Below are 16,748 nucleotides of genomic sequence, written 5' to 3'. Positions count from 1 at the left end.
ATCCATTGCTGTAGATTCAAATAAGAAATCCAGCGCCTAGTGGACCTGATACACGAGCTCCCGATAACCAATATAACCGTCCGAATTAAAAGCCTCTATAATGATCCTCACTTCTCCAATATTATCTCCATTATAATAATCTGTGGTCACTTTTCCCTCATCATCAGTTGATAGATTGGGTTCCCAATGTAATAGCGTTCTTAAATCCGGTCTATCGCTATTTGTTTCTTCTTCTGATTCGTAACGAGGTGTATAAAATTCCATAACTGGAGAATATACAGGAACGGAGGCCTGGATAAGTCCCGTCGGTCTACGAACACCATATACACCTTTTCCCGCATGTGTATAGATAGCAATCACATGCCCAATTGTCGGGATGTTTAACGGCGAAGCGTCAGGATACGTTTCCTGATACAACCCATGGAAATTTTTTGCGAAGCGAATAATCTCAAAGCTTTTGACCTCACTCGGTGGGATATGTGCAATAGCGTCATAGCTATGCCCAGATACGGGGATACCGTCAACCACGACCAATGTGGGTTCTGTTCCATGCACCCGCGCCTTTAAGTAGCCTCCCCCCCCTCCAACTCGGTCAATCCGAATGTCTTTCGGAAAATTGAATAACAAAATACTATATAACCCATACGACCATTTCTTTTCTTTTTCTTGAATGGCTTTACCTGTTATAACGACATCTGCTTCGCCATACCTGTCGAATACTGTTTGCTCCTCGGGACTGCGTACTTTTGCTTCTACGACCACTTCCTCCAACAGTATTTCGCCTGCAGCTACTCGATAAGCGTTCTCGTGCTGAAAACGTTCATGGCGTTTCTTTGCTAAACGAGACACAACGCTATCGATGCGTTCTGCTGATCGCCGGTAATCATATTCTATTTGCGGTGTATACTGCTTATCCAACTGAATAGTATAATCTCGATTCCTTCCTGCTTTATTTGCGCTTTGCAATAAAACGTCTAACGTGTCAACATATTGATCCGATAATGGAAAATAAAAACGGCCTAAACTATCCGTTTCTTCCACTTGCATAAGATTATTTTCACCGAAGCTCATCATGGTCAGTGTTATCCCCGGTTGCTTCTTCTTGGAGAAAACACCCAACACTTCACCTCGGAGAGAAGGCAGAAGTTCGTTTGGAAAAGAAAAAGAATCTACCACAGGTTCATCATATTTGTACCTACGCCATCCCTGCGTTAACATTAACGCATCTAAATCGGCAAAACGCTGCTCCACATCTTCCTGAAAATAATAATTAGGTTCTGCAATCTCTCCTCGAAGTTCGGATTGAAGAAGAAAGTGAGTCAATATATTGTTTCGTGTTACTAATGCTTTTCCAATATGATCGTCACTTATCGCCATAACCGATAGCTTCGCCTCCGTCGGCAGTCCATCTCCACCAAAAACCTGTGTTTTAACAGCTGTTTTCTCGCGTTTCCCATAAACGGTTTTATCTGTTGAGGATTCAATAGTTAATTGCATTCCCGAACGTCTGTTAAAGATAAGCCTTTCCGCTATAGGACACTTCTTATGATCTAGCAAGGTAAATAAAATAATCCCTTCAGGCAAAGCCGAATTAGGCAACAACGTCTTCACTTGCTGATCTCGAGGCGAAATTTTCAAAAGGTAATACAATACTCCTCGACAGCTTATCTGAACAAACAGACTATCTGTTGTCAATGTACTCGACCGAATCAGAACATTTATATTCTCCTTCACCTGGTTTATAGCTAAAGCGTATCCTTTATCGGCAAGCTGAGGCAAGGGGTAACGATCGGCTATAGATTCATCGGTTAACGTATCCAATACAGCATAATAGGATGAGCCCTTGTTAGCTTTCAGCAATACCGTCCCCATTCCCAAATGATTGCTTCGGAAAGATGTCAACGTATCTCCCCTATCATTCATAATTTTCCCAGATACCGCGATAGCTTTTCCAAGTTGATTTATTGCTTTAAACCCAAGTTTAGTCGGTATATCTGGCAACCAAACTCCTCCCTCGGGAAAAAATTGCACGTCAATCGGCGAATTTGGTGTTACCAACGTCTTTGTAAAAAGCAAGTTGTTCTCGGTTTTCATTTGGATAGTTACAGCCTTTACTTCACTGGTTAAGGGGTAGTCCAAATGGTAGTACCCTTGATTGCCTTCTCTCAATAACATACTATCTTTCTTCCCATCAACGATCACGTAAACAGCCAATTGCTTTTTGTGTAATTTATCCAGTAAACGAGGGAATAATTTCGCCTGTAGCTGATAAGCGTTCGGTTCACGTTCTTCCATCTGCATTCCCATAATAGGTTCTATTTTCCGCTCTTGCGATTGAGGAAACACATCAATATATCGCTGAAAAGTAAAGTCGGAACCGAAGTTATGGTTCCATTCGGTATAAGCCTTAAGAAGATATTTGCCACTTACATAACCCGATTTAAGTTCAATAGCACCATTCCCTGAACCGCTTGTTAGTTTGATTCTCTTCTGTACCACGAGCTGTCCATCGGGATTAATAAGCTGTACGTGAAGCACACCGCTCCATGAAGAGGGCAGATGACGAGCGGATTCGAGCACAACAGCTTTAAACCATATCGTTTGATCGGTTGTATACACATCGGCATCAAGCTGTACATAAATCTTTTCAGCATACGAACCTTGAGTCAATACAATATTGTTTTCCTCTTGTGCTTGTGCAACTATACTCCAAAACAAAAGCAATATATGCCATACATACGTTCGTCTGCTAAAACATCTCAGGTAAAACGGTCTATATGTGACTAACACTCGTAACACTCCTCTAAATTAAAAAATCCCCGACACAAAAATGTATCGGGGATTCCCTTATTTTAAACACTAAAATTACGCGCCTAACTGTACGCGTTTAAACGCTGTAACAGTCAATCCTTTCGATACAGAATCCAAGAATTGAGCGATATTTTTAGAAGAATCTTTTACAAATTCCTGGTTCAACAATGTTGTGTCTTTGAAGAATTTGTTCAATTTACCTTGTGCAATTTTCTCTGCCATCTCAGCAGGCTTTCCTTCAGCAATTATTTGCTCTTTTGCAATGGCAATTTCACGATCAATTGTTTCTTGATCTACACCATCTTTATCAATAGCAATAGGATTCATAGCAGCAATTTGCATCGCCACATCCTTACCAGCTTCATCAGCACTAGCCGCATCCGCAGAAAGACCAACCAATACCCCTAGACGGTAATTTCCATGGATATACGCAACAACTTTTTCCGCAGAAACAGCTTCATATTTAGAAACATCAATTTTCTCACCGATTACACCTGTTTGCTCAATTAAAGCATCGGCAATTTTCTTACCGTCCAATTCTAGATCTTTTAGTTCTTCTACAGAAGTAGGACCATTTTGCAATGCAACATCAGCAATTTTTTCTGCGAAAGCGACGAAGTCTGCATTTTTTGCGACGAAGTCTGTCTCACAGTTCACTTCTACGACGATGCCTGATTTACCATCAGCAGAAGCTTTAGCGATAACAACCCCTTCGTTAGAATCGCGGTCTTGACGACTAGCAGCTACCTTAGCACCTTTTTTACGCAAGTAGTCGATAGCCGCTTCGAAATCACCATTTGATTCTACTAATGCTTTTTTACAATCCATCATACCAGCGCCAGTTTGTTGACGCAATTTGTTTACATCTGATGCAGAAATTTGTACTGACATGTTTTTATTTCTTTAATAAATTTTACGATTCGATAGCCCGACAAGTATAACGTATACATGCAACACAGGCATTAAACTTTTGTTAAATAATAAAAAACCGGACAAACTTATGTAGACTCCGCGAAGCAAGGCTTCATAAAGGCTAACACTTGTTTATCCGGCTTCCACACGGAGAGGAATATTATTCTCCGTCTTTTGCTTTACGAGGACGTTTCCCAGTGTTAGCTTCTTCAGCTTCACCGTTATCTATTGCAGCTTTAGCAGCTACAGCTTCTTTTTCAGCCTCTTCTTCTTTATCGCGTTTGCGTTCTTCCAAGCCTTCTTGAATAGCTTTTCCTATAATGCCCGCGATCAAGCTAATTGATTTTGTAGCATCATCATTTGCCGGAATAGGAAAATCGATATTGGAAGGATCAGAGTTGGTATCTACCATTGCGAAAGTAGGAATATTCAACTTAATTGCTTCCGAAACTGCGATATGTTCTTTTTTTACATCGATGATAAACAAAGCAGCAGGTAGACGGTTCAAATCAGCGATACCTCCTAAAAGGCTCTCTAACTTCACGCGCTCACGTTGAATCATCAATTTCTCTTTTTTAGACAATACAGCATATGTACCGTCTTTTTGCATTTTGTCAATGTTAGACATTTTCTTGATAGACTTACGCACTGTTGCAAAGTTTGTAAGCATACCACCCAACCATCTTTCCGTAACAAAAGGCATATTTACTGCTTTCGCCTGCTCAGAGATGATTTCTTTTGCTTGCTTTTTCGTTGCTACGAATAGCACTTTACGACCCGATTTCACGATTTGTTTGATAGCTGAAGCAGCCTCTTCTAATTTCGTTAAGGTTTTGTTCAAGTCGATGATGTGGATACCGTTGCGTTCCATGAAAATGTACTTAGCCATTTTCGGATCCCACTTACGAGTAAGGTGACCAAAGTGAACACCTGCATCCAATAGTTCTTGATATGTTGTTCTTGCCATTTTTTGATCCTCCTTTGATTAACGTTTACTGAATTGGAATCTTCTACGTGCTTTACGACGTCCTGGTTTTTTACGCTCAACCATACGGTCGTCACGTGTCATTAAACCCTTAGCACGCAAAGCTGGTTTTACTTCTGGGTCAAGTTCCACTAAAGCTTTAGCTATTGCTAAACGTACTGCTTCAGCCTGTCCTTTAACACCACCCCCATTTACGTTAACTTTCACATCAAAATTTCCTGCAGCACCCGCTACCTCAATAGATTGCGTAACGATGTATTGCAATGGCAATGTTGGGAAATATTCTTTATAATCTTTACCATTTACGGTAATGTTTCCGCTACCAGCAGATAAGTAAATGCGGGCAACAGCTGTTTTTCTTCTTCCTGAAGTATTCGTTGTTGACATATTTGCTCTCCTTAAAATTTAACTGGTTTCGGTTTTTGTGCCTCATGTTTGTGCTCTGTTCCAGCATAAACAAAAAGGTTTTTGAATAATTGACGACCTAAACGGTTTTTAGGTAACATCCCGCGAACTGCTTTTTCAACAAGACGCTCTGGGTGTTTAGCCAACAGCTCTTTTGGAGAGATAAAGCGCTGACCACCTGGGTAGCCTGTGTAGCGTACGTACACTTTGTCGCTTAATTTGTTCCCAGTCAACTTAACTTTGTCTGCGTTGATAACAATAACGTTATCTCCACAGTCTACGTGTGGGGTGAACTCCGGCTTATGCTTACCACGAATCACTTTCGCAATCTGGCTTGCTAAGCGCCCCAAAATCTCTCCTTCAGCGTCAACAACAATCCACTCCTTGTTAACGGTGTTTTTGTTGGCAGAGACAGTTTTGTAACTTAACGTATTCACTTGCTTTTGCTTAAATAAAATAATTAATAAAATGTTCTATTCCCTTGTAATCTCTACAATAAGGTCTGCAAAGGTACAATAATGAATTTGAAAATACAAAACATTTTATCTAAGTTTGAGAAACCCAATAGATAGCATATGCGCATGAAGTATCTCCTGATGATTATAATATTGTTGAGTAGCCTAGCTGACGTACAGGCGCAACAAATCATCCCATCGTCCAAACTTACTATTCAAGGCCGGGCATTTCCAGAAAGCCCTGATTTCCATCGAATTGACACTGCAAAACATACCAATCTCCCACTTACCGTAAAGCGACTATACACCCATGCTGCAGGCCTGTTTGTCACATTCCGCACGAATAGCACAAAGCTTTCCATCGATTGGGAAACGGTGGATGCAGCGCTAGGCAACAACTCTACCCCGATCATGTCCCGTGGCTTTGATGCTTATATCAAAGAACCTGATGGCTGGCGTTTTGCTGGTGTAGCACGTCCAAACTTGAAGAAGGCGGAGAGTAGCTATACCATAGTGGAAAATATGGAGAAAACCGAAAAAGAGTTCCTCCTTTATTTTCCGCTTTATAAGGAACTTCGTTCGTTTCAGCTACATATAGACGAGGAAGCCGACTTTTCGCCCACCGTACAGCAATTTCATAAAAAAATAATTGTTTACGGTTCTAGTATTGTACATGGCGCATCGGCGAGCCGCCCGGGTTTGGCATACCCCGCAAAGATTTCCCGGAGCATGCATGCCGATGTCATCAACATGGGCGTCAGTGGAAATGCACGTATGGAAATCGCCGTTGCACAAATGATAAATGATATCCCAGATGTAGATCTCATCGTCATGGACTGTGTACCAAACTGTTCGCCCGAACAGGTTACCGAACGTACTTTTGCTTTTGTACAGGAGCTTCGAAAAGCACATCCGCAAACACCGATTCTAATGATGGAAAGTATCATTAGACAAATAGGAAATTACAACCTAGAGTGGAAGAAAAAGCGGCAGGAACAAAATGTCAATTTCAGAACGGAATACGACCGATTGCTGGCAGCAGGATATAAAAACCTTTTTTATCTTCCAGCTGATCACTTACTCGGCGACGATTATGAGGGTACGATAGATGGGACACACCCTACAGATGTAGGCTTCGAACGCATGGTAAAAATCATTCAACCTGAAATAGAAAAGATATTAAATTTCAGGTCAAAAATAGGTGAAAAATAAAGCGAATTATGTATTTTGTGACGGTATAGTGTCACACCATGAAATACAAACAAATTAATAACAATTCCATCAATCAGATTATGCTGATCATTATCATTGTATTGATATTGATCCTCGTTTTTAGTAATCTATTATACTATCTACCTGGTTTCCTGGGAGCTATTACACTTTATATCTTGTTCCGTAAATCTTATTTTCATCTTACGGAAGTTCGTCGCTGGAAAAAATCGTTGGCCAGCATCTTTTTTATTGTGTTATCGATCGTATTTATCGTCTTGCCGCTATGGGCTTTAATAGATTATTTGATCGCACAGCTCAACAGCTTTTTAGGCAATCGCGAGGAGATCATTGAAAAATTTAACATGTTAAAGGAATACATGGCCGATAAACCGCTCTTAAGGGATATCGACATGTCAGATGCCGCTTTATTAGCTTTTTTACAAAACTTGACACGTTACGTGCCTAGCATCTTAAACTCCGTTGCAGAGGTGGCCGTCAATATTATTGTCACGCTATTTGTTTTATATTTCATGCAAGTACACGCCAAAAAGATGGAAATTACGATTTATCGCGCGATCCCCTTCAGCCGTATGAGCAAACAGGAGATATGGGATGAAGTAAACATGATGGTTCGCTCGAATGCACTCGGCATCCCTATACTTGGATTTTTTCAGGGAATCGTAGCAATGATAGGATACTGGATTTTCGGAGTCGAAAGCTACATCTTACTGGGACTATTGACGGGCATTGCATCGATTATCCCTATTTTAGGAACGATGACGATCTACGTTCCCATTTGTCTCATTGCTTTCGCAACAGGTTCTCTTGGCAACGCCATCGGACTAACGCTTTACTGTTTTTTCTTAGTAGGCGGAATCGACAATATTTTACGTTTCACCATTTTAAAAACCATCGGAAACGTTCCTCCCATGATTACGGTATTTGGTGTATTATTAGGCCTGAATCTCTTCGGTATGCTCGGACTTATTTTTGGACCATTGATTCTTTCTTCCATTGGCGTATTGGTAAAAGTATACAGCAATGAATACGGCAAAGGAATTGTGCGGGATTATACACACCGGCGTCGTATACCCTAACGATCCGAAACGGAGAGCTATATCGGTTTATCGTTACCAAATTATGGCATGCGTACCAGCTTGTAAATTTCTCTTGCTACCGTCAGGTAGAATCAAAGTTGCACCGCTGTTTGCTGGTATGACGACATCTAGATAAATTTTTTCGCCGTTTCTCCGCCAACTACTTTTTATTTCGCCGTATGGGCCATCGAATCTGAAACTAAAAGTATCTAATCCTTTCACAAAATGAGGCTGGAGAAGAATGTTCTTAAAACCCGGTGCATGCTCGTCCGGTTTAATTCCGCCTAATGCCTTAAAAAACCATGCACCAATCTCCCCGAACATCATATGGTTATCGGAAATATCGCGCGTCGCATGTAGATCCCAGTTTTCTAAAAAGGTAGTTGCTCCCGCAGCAATCCAAGCCCCCCAAGACGGATAAGTATCACGCGATGCGAGCTGATAAGCCAAATCGGGATAACCATTTTCACTCAGCGCATTTAAGATTGCCTTTGCCCCCAAAACGCCAACGTCTATCTGGCTGCCATCAGCACGGACGCGTTCTGCCAAGCTTTTTGCCACAGCTTTAACCTTGTCGTCAGGAACAACGCCCCACATCAAAGCCATACTCAATTCTGTCTGTGTCCCCGAAGCATATAGTGCGCGTTCTTCATCGAAGTATTTGCTATTGATAGCATCACGTACTTTACGCGCTAATGCCGTATATTTCAAATGGTCGTCGTCACGTGTCAACAGCTTAGCCGCTTTTGCTAAAATTACCGCGTCTGTATAATAATAAATAGATGATGTTAGTTCTAACGATGACGTCGTTTTCACGGGAACCCAGTCGCCCCGCCCCCAAGAAGTCAAACCGTCTGGACTTATCCTTGTTACGTAATCTACATATCTTTTTATAGCGTCGTAATTATCTTTCAAGGGACGAAGATCTCCATAAAACAAATATAGGTTCCACGGGATGATGGCTATTGTACTTGTCCAATCTGTACCGTTGGCGGTACCGTATCCCCATCCACCAGTGGGTATGATATCGGGCAAAACGCCGTTGGGTTGTTGTTCGTCTCTATGATCAGCTAACCATTTTTCATACACAGTTATCCCGTCAAAATTATATAAAGCCGTCTCTATGGCAAAATGCCCGTCTCCTGTCCATCCGTTCTTTTCTCGTTGCGGGCAGTCTGTCGGATAACCAAAAAGATTGGAAAGGTAAGAGTTGTTGTTGGCCCAAGCAATCCGGTTTATGAGCGAGTCTGAAGATTTGATATTTCCAATTGGCGGCACATCACTGTGCATAAAATACCCCATCAGGTTGTCTTTCGTCAGCTCAATCGGCGTCGAGGAGACTACTTCAATATAACGAAACCCCTTATAATTGAATTTAGGCATGAATATATCCACACCTTTTCCACTCAAAATTACGATATCGGTTTGGAATGGATCTGTGTCATCTGTGGGGCGGTAGTAGACATCGATATTCGACAGATCTACGTGACCATCCTCTCCAAGGCGTTCGGCATGTATAAGTTTTAGGGTAGTACCTGCTTCTCCTTCGGCACTGAACCGCGTCATCCCAGCTATATTCCGTCCTAAGTCATAAAGATATGTCGAGTCATTCAACTTTCTGACCGATTGCGGAGATATTGCGTTCACATTCCGAATAGGATGAAGAGCTTGAGCAGTCACCAAAGGGGCAGGAGCAGATCGATACATTACCTGCTGCCATTTACTATCGTCAAAACCAACAACATCCCATCCTGCCTGTGCTAACCGAGTGTCATAATGCTCGGCTGTATATATATTATTCGATATAATCCCTCCTAGACTTGTTTTCCAATCTCGCTCAGATGCAATGACCTCTGTAGAACCGTCATCATATGTAATATGAAGATCCATACAAAATGCGGGACGATTCCGCCAAGGAGCCTGATCAAAATTCCACACTGCCTTAGCTTGATGGTTATACCAACCATTTCCTAGGACTACACCAATTGCATTTGCCCCCGACTGCAGTTGTTTCGTTATGTCATATGTCACGTATAATATCCGTCTATCATAACGTGTATACATCGGATCGAGGCGATGATCTCCTACCCGATCCCCATTTAGTGAAATCTCATGTAACCCCGCAGTCGCTATATAAATCCGTGCATATTTCATGTTTTTTTTCACCATAAATTCTTTACGGAAGTAGGGCGCTTCCCGCTGATGGATGTCGTGATGATCACTAATCCACGCGCCTTTCCAATGAGCTACTCCCATCATACCCATTTCGAAAACGGCTATCTCCGAAGGCCTAGCTTTCCCGTCCCTATCCCATACAATAACTTTCCAAAAATAGCGTGTGAACGGTTGAAGCCTATTTCCTGCATAGGAAACTAAGATATCCGACTCCGCCTGTTTACCCGTATCCCACATTGTTCCCAAATTATGGACTACTGACATGGAATCCGTGTCAACTATAATCTGATATGCAGTTTGAAAAGCTCCTTGTCTACTATCTTCCATCTTCCAAGTTAATCTTGGATTAGAAATATCAATCCCTATTGGATCCGTAAGATACTCACATTTTAATTGAACAGGTTTACCATTTTTGGCGAGAACTGCGGTGGAAAAAAGTAGACCAAACAGCATCAACGCAATGAATGTATTTATCTCTCTCATGATCAGATATTTAGGTGTTGCCAGACGCTAGCTCAATACTTCAGCGACGACAAAGTTACTTCCTCCCACAAAAATTAAATCCCCTTCCTGATAGGCATCTCTTGCTGAAGTCAAAGCATTGCCTACAGAGGGGTATGCTTCTCCCTTCAATCCGTAGGACGCTGCTTTATCTTTCAACTCCACGGCGGGCATCGCGCGTGGCATAGCTGGGTTACAAAAATAATAAACGGCTTTTTTCGGAAGTTGAGGCAGCATATGACTGATGTCTTTATCACGCATCGCACCAATAATAACATGCAATACCGCATGTGGGGTGGATTGGATATTGACCATAACCTCCCGAATACCATCTTCGTTATGACCTGTATCACATATAATAAGTGGATTCGTTGATAGTGTTTGCCACCTTCCCTGTAGGCCCGTATTCCGCACCACATCGGCAAGTCCCTCACGCAACTGCTCTTCTCCAATTTCCCACCCCCATTTCCTAAGTTCATCCACTGCTGTCAATACGCCCAGGATATTTTTTTGTTGATAATGCCCTGCCAAACCGACATATATCTTTTTGCTCTGCTGATTTACGTTGTCTAGTATTCTTAATGTTAGTCCTTCTTCTTTACGTTCGCAGGCCTGTACAGCGAATTCTGTTGAGGCAAAACGCAAAGGGGCTTTCATTTCATGGGCTTTCTGTTCAAAGACATAAGCGATGGTCTCATCCCGTTCCGATAAAATAACGGGGACCTGTGGCTTGATAATGCCGGCTTTCTCGCTTGCGATTTCGGCTAATGTATTCCCGAGCAAATCCGTATGATCCATTCCGATATTGGTGATGACACATAACTCCGGACGTAAAATATTGGTACTATCCAATCTGCCGCCAAGCCCTACTTCGACCACCGCAACGTCTACCTGCTCTGCAGCAAAATAATCAAATGCCATGGCCACCGTCACCTCAAAAAAAGATGGTTGTATATCTTCTATCAAGGACCGGTGTTGATTCACAAAATCGATTACGTTTTCTTGTGGGATCATGGCTCCATTTATTCGGATCCGTTCTCTAAAATCAACAAGATGAGGTGATGTGTATAATCCCGTTTTGTATCCGGCAGAAGCCAAAACAGACGCCAATAGATGGGAGGTGGAACCTTTTCCGTTTGTGCCGGCTACGTGGATGGACTTAAATTTGGTGTGGGGATTTCCTAATGCCTGACATAAACGCACCGTATTGTCGATATCTTTTTTTATCGCGCTTGCACCGTCACGGGTAAACATGGGTAATCGAGCAAACAGATACTCGATTACCTCATTATATGTTCTTACCATGGAAAGGTTACCTAGACTTGAAATTGAAAACGATTGTCCCCTGTTGAGATTCCGGAGCGTTCTGCAACTGGTTCAAACGTGCCGACAGGACCGCCCGCTCAATTTTCTCCCATAATCCCGGTTCTGACAACGTTGTACCCGACCGACCTGCCCGGGCGGAAGTAATTCTTCCTTCCTTGTTTACCGTAAATAACACGACAACACGTCCTGGTCGTTGACCTTTATCATCAAATCTGGGAGGTACTGCCCAGTTCCGATTTTTAATGTCCAACATCATATTACCATCACCAGATCCCCCATCACCATAATTGCTCGCCAATGGATCGCCTAGATTACTGCCCTGATTTCCCGGTACAGTTCCCGTTCCATCTCCTTTTCCGGTGGCATTATTTTGCTTGCCCTTATATAACGCATTGGGATTAACCGCCGGCTTTGATTCTTTCTTTTCCGGAGTAGCGACATCTGCATTCGCAAGCACAGGTTTTTCTTGTTTAGGGACGGCTGGTGCATCGTCCATATCCTGTGTTGCAACGACCTTATCCGTTACCTGTTGCGATGGTGTCGGTACAGGTGTTGTATTGGGGTCTACTTTGTCGGGTTTCACATTATTGGCATCTTCACTCATCGATGGTTCGTCGACACTCATATAGTCGTCTCCCATTCCCTCATCAGCGGTACCATAATTAACAATGATCCCTCCCATACCATAACGGGGTATATCTCCTCCAAAGACGATAAAGAAACCGATCAACACGAATAAACCCATCACTGCAGTCGATAGACCGAGTGCTTTGGGCATATTATTTTCCTCTTGTGTATGGTAATACATGTCTAATTCATTTACCTTTTGACCACGCGATTATTAAATCGTTTAATGCTAATCTTTCTTTGGTTCTGTTGCTAAAACCATTCTTACGCTATTCCTATTCGCGATATCCATTACAGCGATAACATTCTGGATAGGAACTGCACTATCTGCATATAACATAATTGTTAATTCTTCACCTTGGGCTATATTCGATTGAATAAGAGGCTCCAATTGTTCCAAACTGACCGATTGTTTATCTACATGATAGGTTAAATCCGACGTAATCGAAACTGTCATGGTCTTTTTTGCTACCGATTGTTCACCTGCACTGGACTTCGGCAACAACAATTTGACTACTTGGGGATTTGCCACTGCAGAAGCCAATAAGAAAAACAACATCAAGAAAAACATAATATCGTTCAACGCCGCGGTGTGTACCTCTGCTGTAGGCTTATGTCGTCTATTCCTTAAATTCATTTTAAAAAGTTTTATGCCCCTGGCTCATCCAATAAATCGATAAACTCTACCGCCTCGGTTTCCATCCGAAGAATCAACCGCTCTACCATCATGTTCAACACGTGATAACCAATATATGCCAAGATACCTACCGTCAATCCACTAGCCGACGCGATCATCTTCACATAAAGACCACCCGAAACTGTACCAATATCAATCCCTCCTGCCATTTCTACCTCACGGAAGATCTGGATAACCCCAAAAATGGTTCCAACGAAACCCATCATCGGTGCGATACCCGCCACAATACCCAAAATATTGATATTTTTCTCCAATTTAGAAACCTCTAGTTTACCAGCATTTTCAATAGCGCCTTCGATATCTTTAATCGGCCTACCTACGCGTGCTAAGCCCTTTTGGAGCATCCGTCCCAAAGCGGAATTGTTGGAGCGACATATGGCAACTGCAGCATCTAAACGCCCCGACATCACATTACTCTTTACCTGTGACATCAAACCTGTATCCGATTTTGTCGCTTTCCTAATTGTTATATACCGCTCAAAGAAGATAACCAATGCGAGAAATAAAAGAAACGTGATGGGAATCATGATCCATCCTCCTTTCATCAACATCTGAATCATGTTTAGGCTCTCCTCCGTTGTCGCTAACTGTATAGCCTGTTGTTGAACTGTGTTCAAAGAATCCATCTCTTGCATAAATAACATTGTCTTTTTATAATATTTGTTATAGGGTTTATTTACTTTATTTAATCTGATCCGGCCAAGCATCCCTAATGTGATGTCTTTGCACATATTTTAATGCCGAATCCGCTTCCTGTTTTGTTTCGTAAGAATCCCAGATCACTTTCTTACGATTCTTCGCTAAGTTGCTTGGAATCACCCTCACCCGAGGGAATCCAGCTTTTTGGTACGATTCCGCTTGTTCGTACGCCTGCGCCAATGTTTTGTGTGAACCTATTACAATCTGCCAGGTGTGGTGTTCGGGAACCAACGGCTCCTTCCCCCCTACTTTTATTTCCGTACTGTCGATATTATTCTGTATTAGTGAATCAGCGACACGCGTAGAGTCTCCCACAAGAGAAAACGCGGCTGTATCTTGTTTATTCCGGTTCGAGTCGACAGTCGGTACAGATACCTGCTCGCGTGCCGTTGTTGGTTGGTTTTGGTTCGCCAAATACAACGCGACCATGATACCCAACGCGACCAACACCATAATAACATACCATATCGTGTTACTGCGCGATGTCGGCACTTCCTCTTCATCGGCAGTCTCTGGAATCACAATATCCGCTGCAATAGGTTGCTCTATCTCTGCAGTTGTTTGTATTTCCTCCTGCGGTTCTTCTTCAACAACAGCAAGCTCATCCTCTACATGCGTCACCTCCGGTTGTTCTGGTTCCGGTATTTCCTCTTTTACAGGTTGTGGCTGACCGGCTATTGCTTCTACGGGCTCATAATGAAAGCCCGACAAATCCAATGCTTTAAACACATAACTGTCTCCGTAGCTCACCAAATGACCTAAGTCATCCAATTTGGCCTGACCATCGGCATGTACACGGCTAAGCAAATCCGCTACTTGAGACGCTACAGATTCTTCGGCTTCCTTCCGGTCTATAAGCTGAAGCTGTTGTATATATTGGATGAAATCGTATCCTTTCTGGCTCGTCCGATCGAAATCAATATACGTAATAGGAGGAAGATAGACATTCCGTTTCTCATCATACGTTGCTGGCGTATGAGTCCGTCTAAAAGAGCCCAACCCTTCTACGTATACTTCGGGTTGTCTCTTTAACAGATTATAAACGTTTTTACCTAAATTCATCCTAGTTTCTATTAACTTACAAAGTTATAATGTTCTGCGCTTAAAATGAAAAATTTAAACCACCGAGCACGTTAAATCCGAGTTTCGGATAATATAAATATGTTTGATATTCGGTATTGAACATATTATTTGCTTTCACAAATAAGCCCAGTTGTTTTGTCGCTTTATACTCTGCCCCTGCACTCAGGTCAAAAAAAGAAGGCACTTCTTTTCTATAGTAATCATCTGCCGAAATTACGGTACCTGTACCTGCATCGTAATCAAAGGTTTTCCCATAGGAAACACCATGGAATAACGCTTCTGCATCTATATATAATTTTTCCGAAATATTAAATCGTGCATTTGCAGCCAACCGTAGCTTTGGTGTGTGCCAAGCTTCCTCTTGTTGGGCAGTCGTATATTGGTCAATATTCAGTCGACCGCCCAAATTTACGAGTTCGGAAAGGCGTACATTAAGTTCTCCCTCTATACCCACATGTTTTACCGCTTTATCGCCATCGCCGTCATATACCATATCAAACTGAAAAGGAGTCCCCATATTGTTGACAAACAAAGGCATTCCCTCCAATTGTCTATATATCGCTTTTACCTTATATCCGAATGTAGCCCCTGCATTGCCTTTAATCCCCCCAAAGACGTGTAAACGCTCTACCATATTCTGAATAGCTAAGTTAGGGCCTAGGAACGGATTTTGTCTGGCAAATTCCCGGTAAGAAGCCTTTTTCACACCACCATTTACCCCGCCGAAAATATGGAAATATTCGGGGGCCAATGCAAAGTCCACTTCCGCGGATGGAAAAATATTGAAGCTGGTACTATCACCAAATTCGGGAATAAAATTAGCGCCTAACGTAATAGCGTAATTATCTCCTTTAAAACGAATATAAGGATTTAAGATGGCTAGAGAATTCTTTGTTCTTCCCCCATTAGCCAGATTGTTAGTCCCATCTACACTATTTATATCCACGCTCACATTTGCACCAACGTTAAAAGCGTTCACACGCTTGTTTAAATAAGCAGATAACGCAACAGACGTTTCTTTCGCGTCAAACTTATCACTAAACGAGTAGGCATCCAACTTTGCGGAATAGCTTAATGCTTGATCGTCATTCGGATCGTAGTTACTAGTCAGCTCACCCGTAAAGTAGATATCGTTGAACGCCTGGCTCTCCGGTGACGGGTTCAAGGTCGTCATGCCGTCATTTGCCAAGGGTATCCCGTAAAAGTTGGTGGCATAGCGGTTATAGCCGACTAAACCATCTACCGTAAATAAAGGTAGGATTCGCTTGCCAAATACCCCCACTTCTTGACGAGAAAACTTTTGTCCTTCCAGACTTCCTTTTTGACTTAAATGTTTTAGGAAACCGCCCACCTGCATATCCTCGTACTCATCATAAGAGAAATAACCTTCACCCAAAATGGTGTTGAAATTTCCGAGACCAAATTTCACATAATTACTTCGTAGATCTTGTGCTTGTGAAAAAGGTGTTTCCTGCACATTTAGTTCTTTTAATCCCGTGTTAATATCCAACTTTTTGTCCGGTATATTTCCATAGGACAGTTTCGGCATGTAGCTGCGCTTGTTCGTCATATCCGGACTACGGCGAATCTTAACCGCATCTGCAAGAATAGGTCTATAATCACGGACGATATCAAAAGAATCGATCGTTACCGGTCTATCAGGAACGGTATCCCGCCCCTGTGCATATCCCTCCACACCTATACCAAGTAATAACGCCATGATGGCGTACTTCCCAAATACTGTTTTATGCAAGTTCATCATT

The 16,748-nt window shown here is 42.3% G+C and carries 14 protein-coding genes; 2 read left to right on the top strand and 12 right to left on the bottom strand.

Going from position 1 to position 16,748, the window contains the following annotated elements:
* Positions 1–36 precede the first annotated feature (36 nt).
* The 5 genes from H8B06_RS07855 to rplM form a co-directional block, all read right to left on the bottom strand.
* Positions 37–2,718: a Plug domain-containing protein gene (locus tag H8B06_RS07855; RefSeq protein WP_190993739.1), complete on the bottom strand. Its 2,682-nt coding sequence runs from the start codon at positions 2,716–2,718 to the stop codon at positions 37–39.
* A gap of 147 nt (positions 2,719–2,865) precedes the next feature.
* Entirely contained in the window at positions 2,866–3,702 is an 837-nt protein-coding gene (gene tsf / locus H8B06_RS07850) for a translation elongation factor Ts (RefSeq protein ID WP_130141406.1), read from the bottom strand.
* A 181-nt stretch (positions 3,703–3,883) separates the two neighbouring features.
* Positions 3,884–4,690: a 30S ribosomal protein S2 gene (rpsB, locus tag H8B06_RS07845; protein WP_130141407.1), complete on the bottom strand. Its 807-nt coding sequence runs from the start codon at positions 4,688–4,690 to the stop codon at positions 3,884–3,886.
* A gap of 18 nt (positions 4,691–4,708) precedes the next feature.
* A complete protein-coding gene (gene rpsI, locus H8B06_RS07840; RefSeq protein ID WP_190993738.1) occupies positions 4,709–5,095 on the bottom strand; it encodes a 30S ribosomal protein S9 in 387 nt (128 codons plus the stop codon).
* 11 nt (positions 5,096–5,106) lie between these two features.
* Positions 5,107–5,550 carry a 50S ribosomal protein L13 gene (gene rplM / locus H8B06_RS07835; RefSeq protein ID WP_130141409.1) on the bottom strand — a complete coding sequence of 148 codons (444 nt, stop codon included), beginning with the start codon at positions 5,548–5,550 and terminating at the stop codon, positions 5,107–5,109.
* A 159-nt stretch (positions 5,551–5,709) separates the two neighbouring features.
* Here rplM and H8B06_RS07830 point away from each other — a divergent pair, with 159 nt between their 5' ends.
* Together H8B06_RS07830 and H8B06_RS07825 are read left to right on the top strand one after the other, a co-directional pair.
* Positions 5,710–6,780: an SGNH/GDSL hydrolase family protein gene (locus H8B06_RS07830; RefSeq protein WP_190993737.1), complete on the top strand. Its 1,071-nt coding sequence runs from the start codon at positions 5,710–5,712 to the stop codon at positions 6,778–6,780.
* Positions 6,781–6,818: 38 nt separating this feature from the next.
* On the top strand, positions 6,819–7,877 hold the full coding sequence (locus tag H8B06_RS07825; protein ID WP_190993736.1) for an AI-2E family transporter: 1,059 nt from the start codon (positions 6,819–6,821) through the stop codon (positions 7,875–7,877).
* Between the two features lie 33 nt (positions 7,878–7,910).
* On the opposite strand, the gene H8B06_RS07820 is transcribed toward H8B06_RS07825, so the two are convergent.
* The 7 genes from H8B06_RS07820 to H8B06_RS07790 are packed head-to-tail and all read right to left on the bottom strand — an operon-like array spanning position 7,911 to position 16,747.
* A complete protein-coding gene (locus tag H8B06_RS07820; protein ID WP_190993735.1) occupies positions 7,911–10,535 on the bottom strand; it encodes an alpha-L-rhamnosidase in 2,625 nt (874 codons plus the stop codon).
* 27 nt (positions 10,536–10,562) lie between these two features.
* Positions 10,563–11,858, bottom strand: a complete 1,296-nt coding sequence (locus H8B06_RS07815) for a bifunctional folylpolyglutamate synthase/dihydrofolate synthase (RefSeq protein ID WP_223857539.1) — start codon at positions 11,856–11,858, stop codon at positions 10,563–10,565.
* A 7-nt stretch (positions 11,859–11,865) separates the two neighbouring features.
* Positions 11,866–12,687 carry an energy transducer TonB family protein gene (locus H8B06_RS07810; RefSeq protein ID WP_190993734.1) on the bottom strand — a complete coding sequence of 274 codons (822 nt, stop codon included), beginning with the start codon at positions 12,685–12,687 and terminating at the stop codon, positions 11,866–11,868.
* Between the two features lie 48 nt (positions 12,688–12,735).
* A complete protein-coding gene (locus H8B06_RS07805; RefSeq protein ID WP_190993733.1) occupies positions 12,736–13,143 on the bottom strand; it encodes an ExbD/TolR family protein in 408 nt (135 codons plus the stop codon).
* Positions 13,144–13,154: 11 nt separating this feature from the next.
* Complete coding sequence (locus H8B06_RS07800; protein WP_223857538.1) at positions 13,155–13,829, bottom strand: MotA/TolQ/ExbB proton channel family protein; 675 nt, start codon at positions 13,827–13,829, stop codon at positions 13,155–13,157.
* A 55-nt stretch (positions 13,830–13,884) separates the two neighbouring features.
* Entirely contained in the window at positions 13,885–14,964 is a 1,080-nt protein-coding gene (locus H8B06_RS07795) for an HU domain-containing protein (protein WP_190993732.1), read from the bottom strand.
* Positions 14,965–15,004: 40 nt separating this feature from the next.
* A complete protein-coding gene (locus tag H8B06_RS07790; RefSeq protein ID WP_190993731.1) occupies positions 15,005–16,747 on the bottom strand; it encodes a porin family protein in 1,743 nt (580 codons plus the stop codon).
* Position 16,748 lies beyond the last annotated feature (1 nt).

It is taken from the genome of Sphingobacterium micropteri (assembly GCF_014692515.1).
Lineage (GTDB): Bacteria > Bacteroidota > Bacteroidia > Sphingobacteriales > Sphingobacteriaceae > Sphingobacterium > Sphingobacterium micropteri.
Note: the sequence above shows the minus strand (reverse complement) of the source record. Positions and strands in the feature narration are given on the sequence as shown.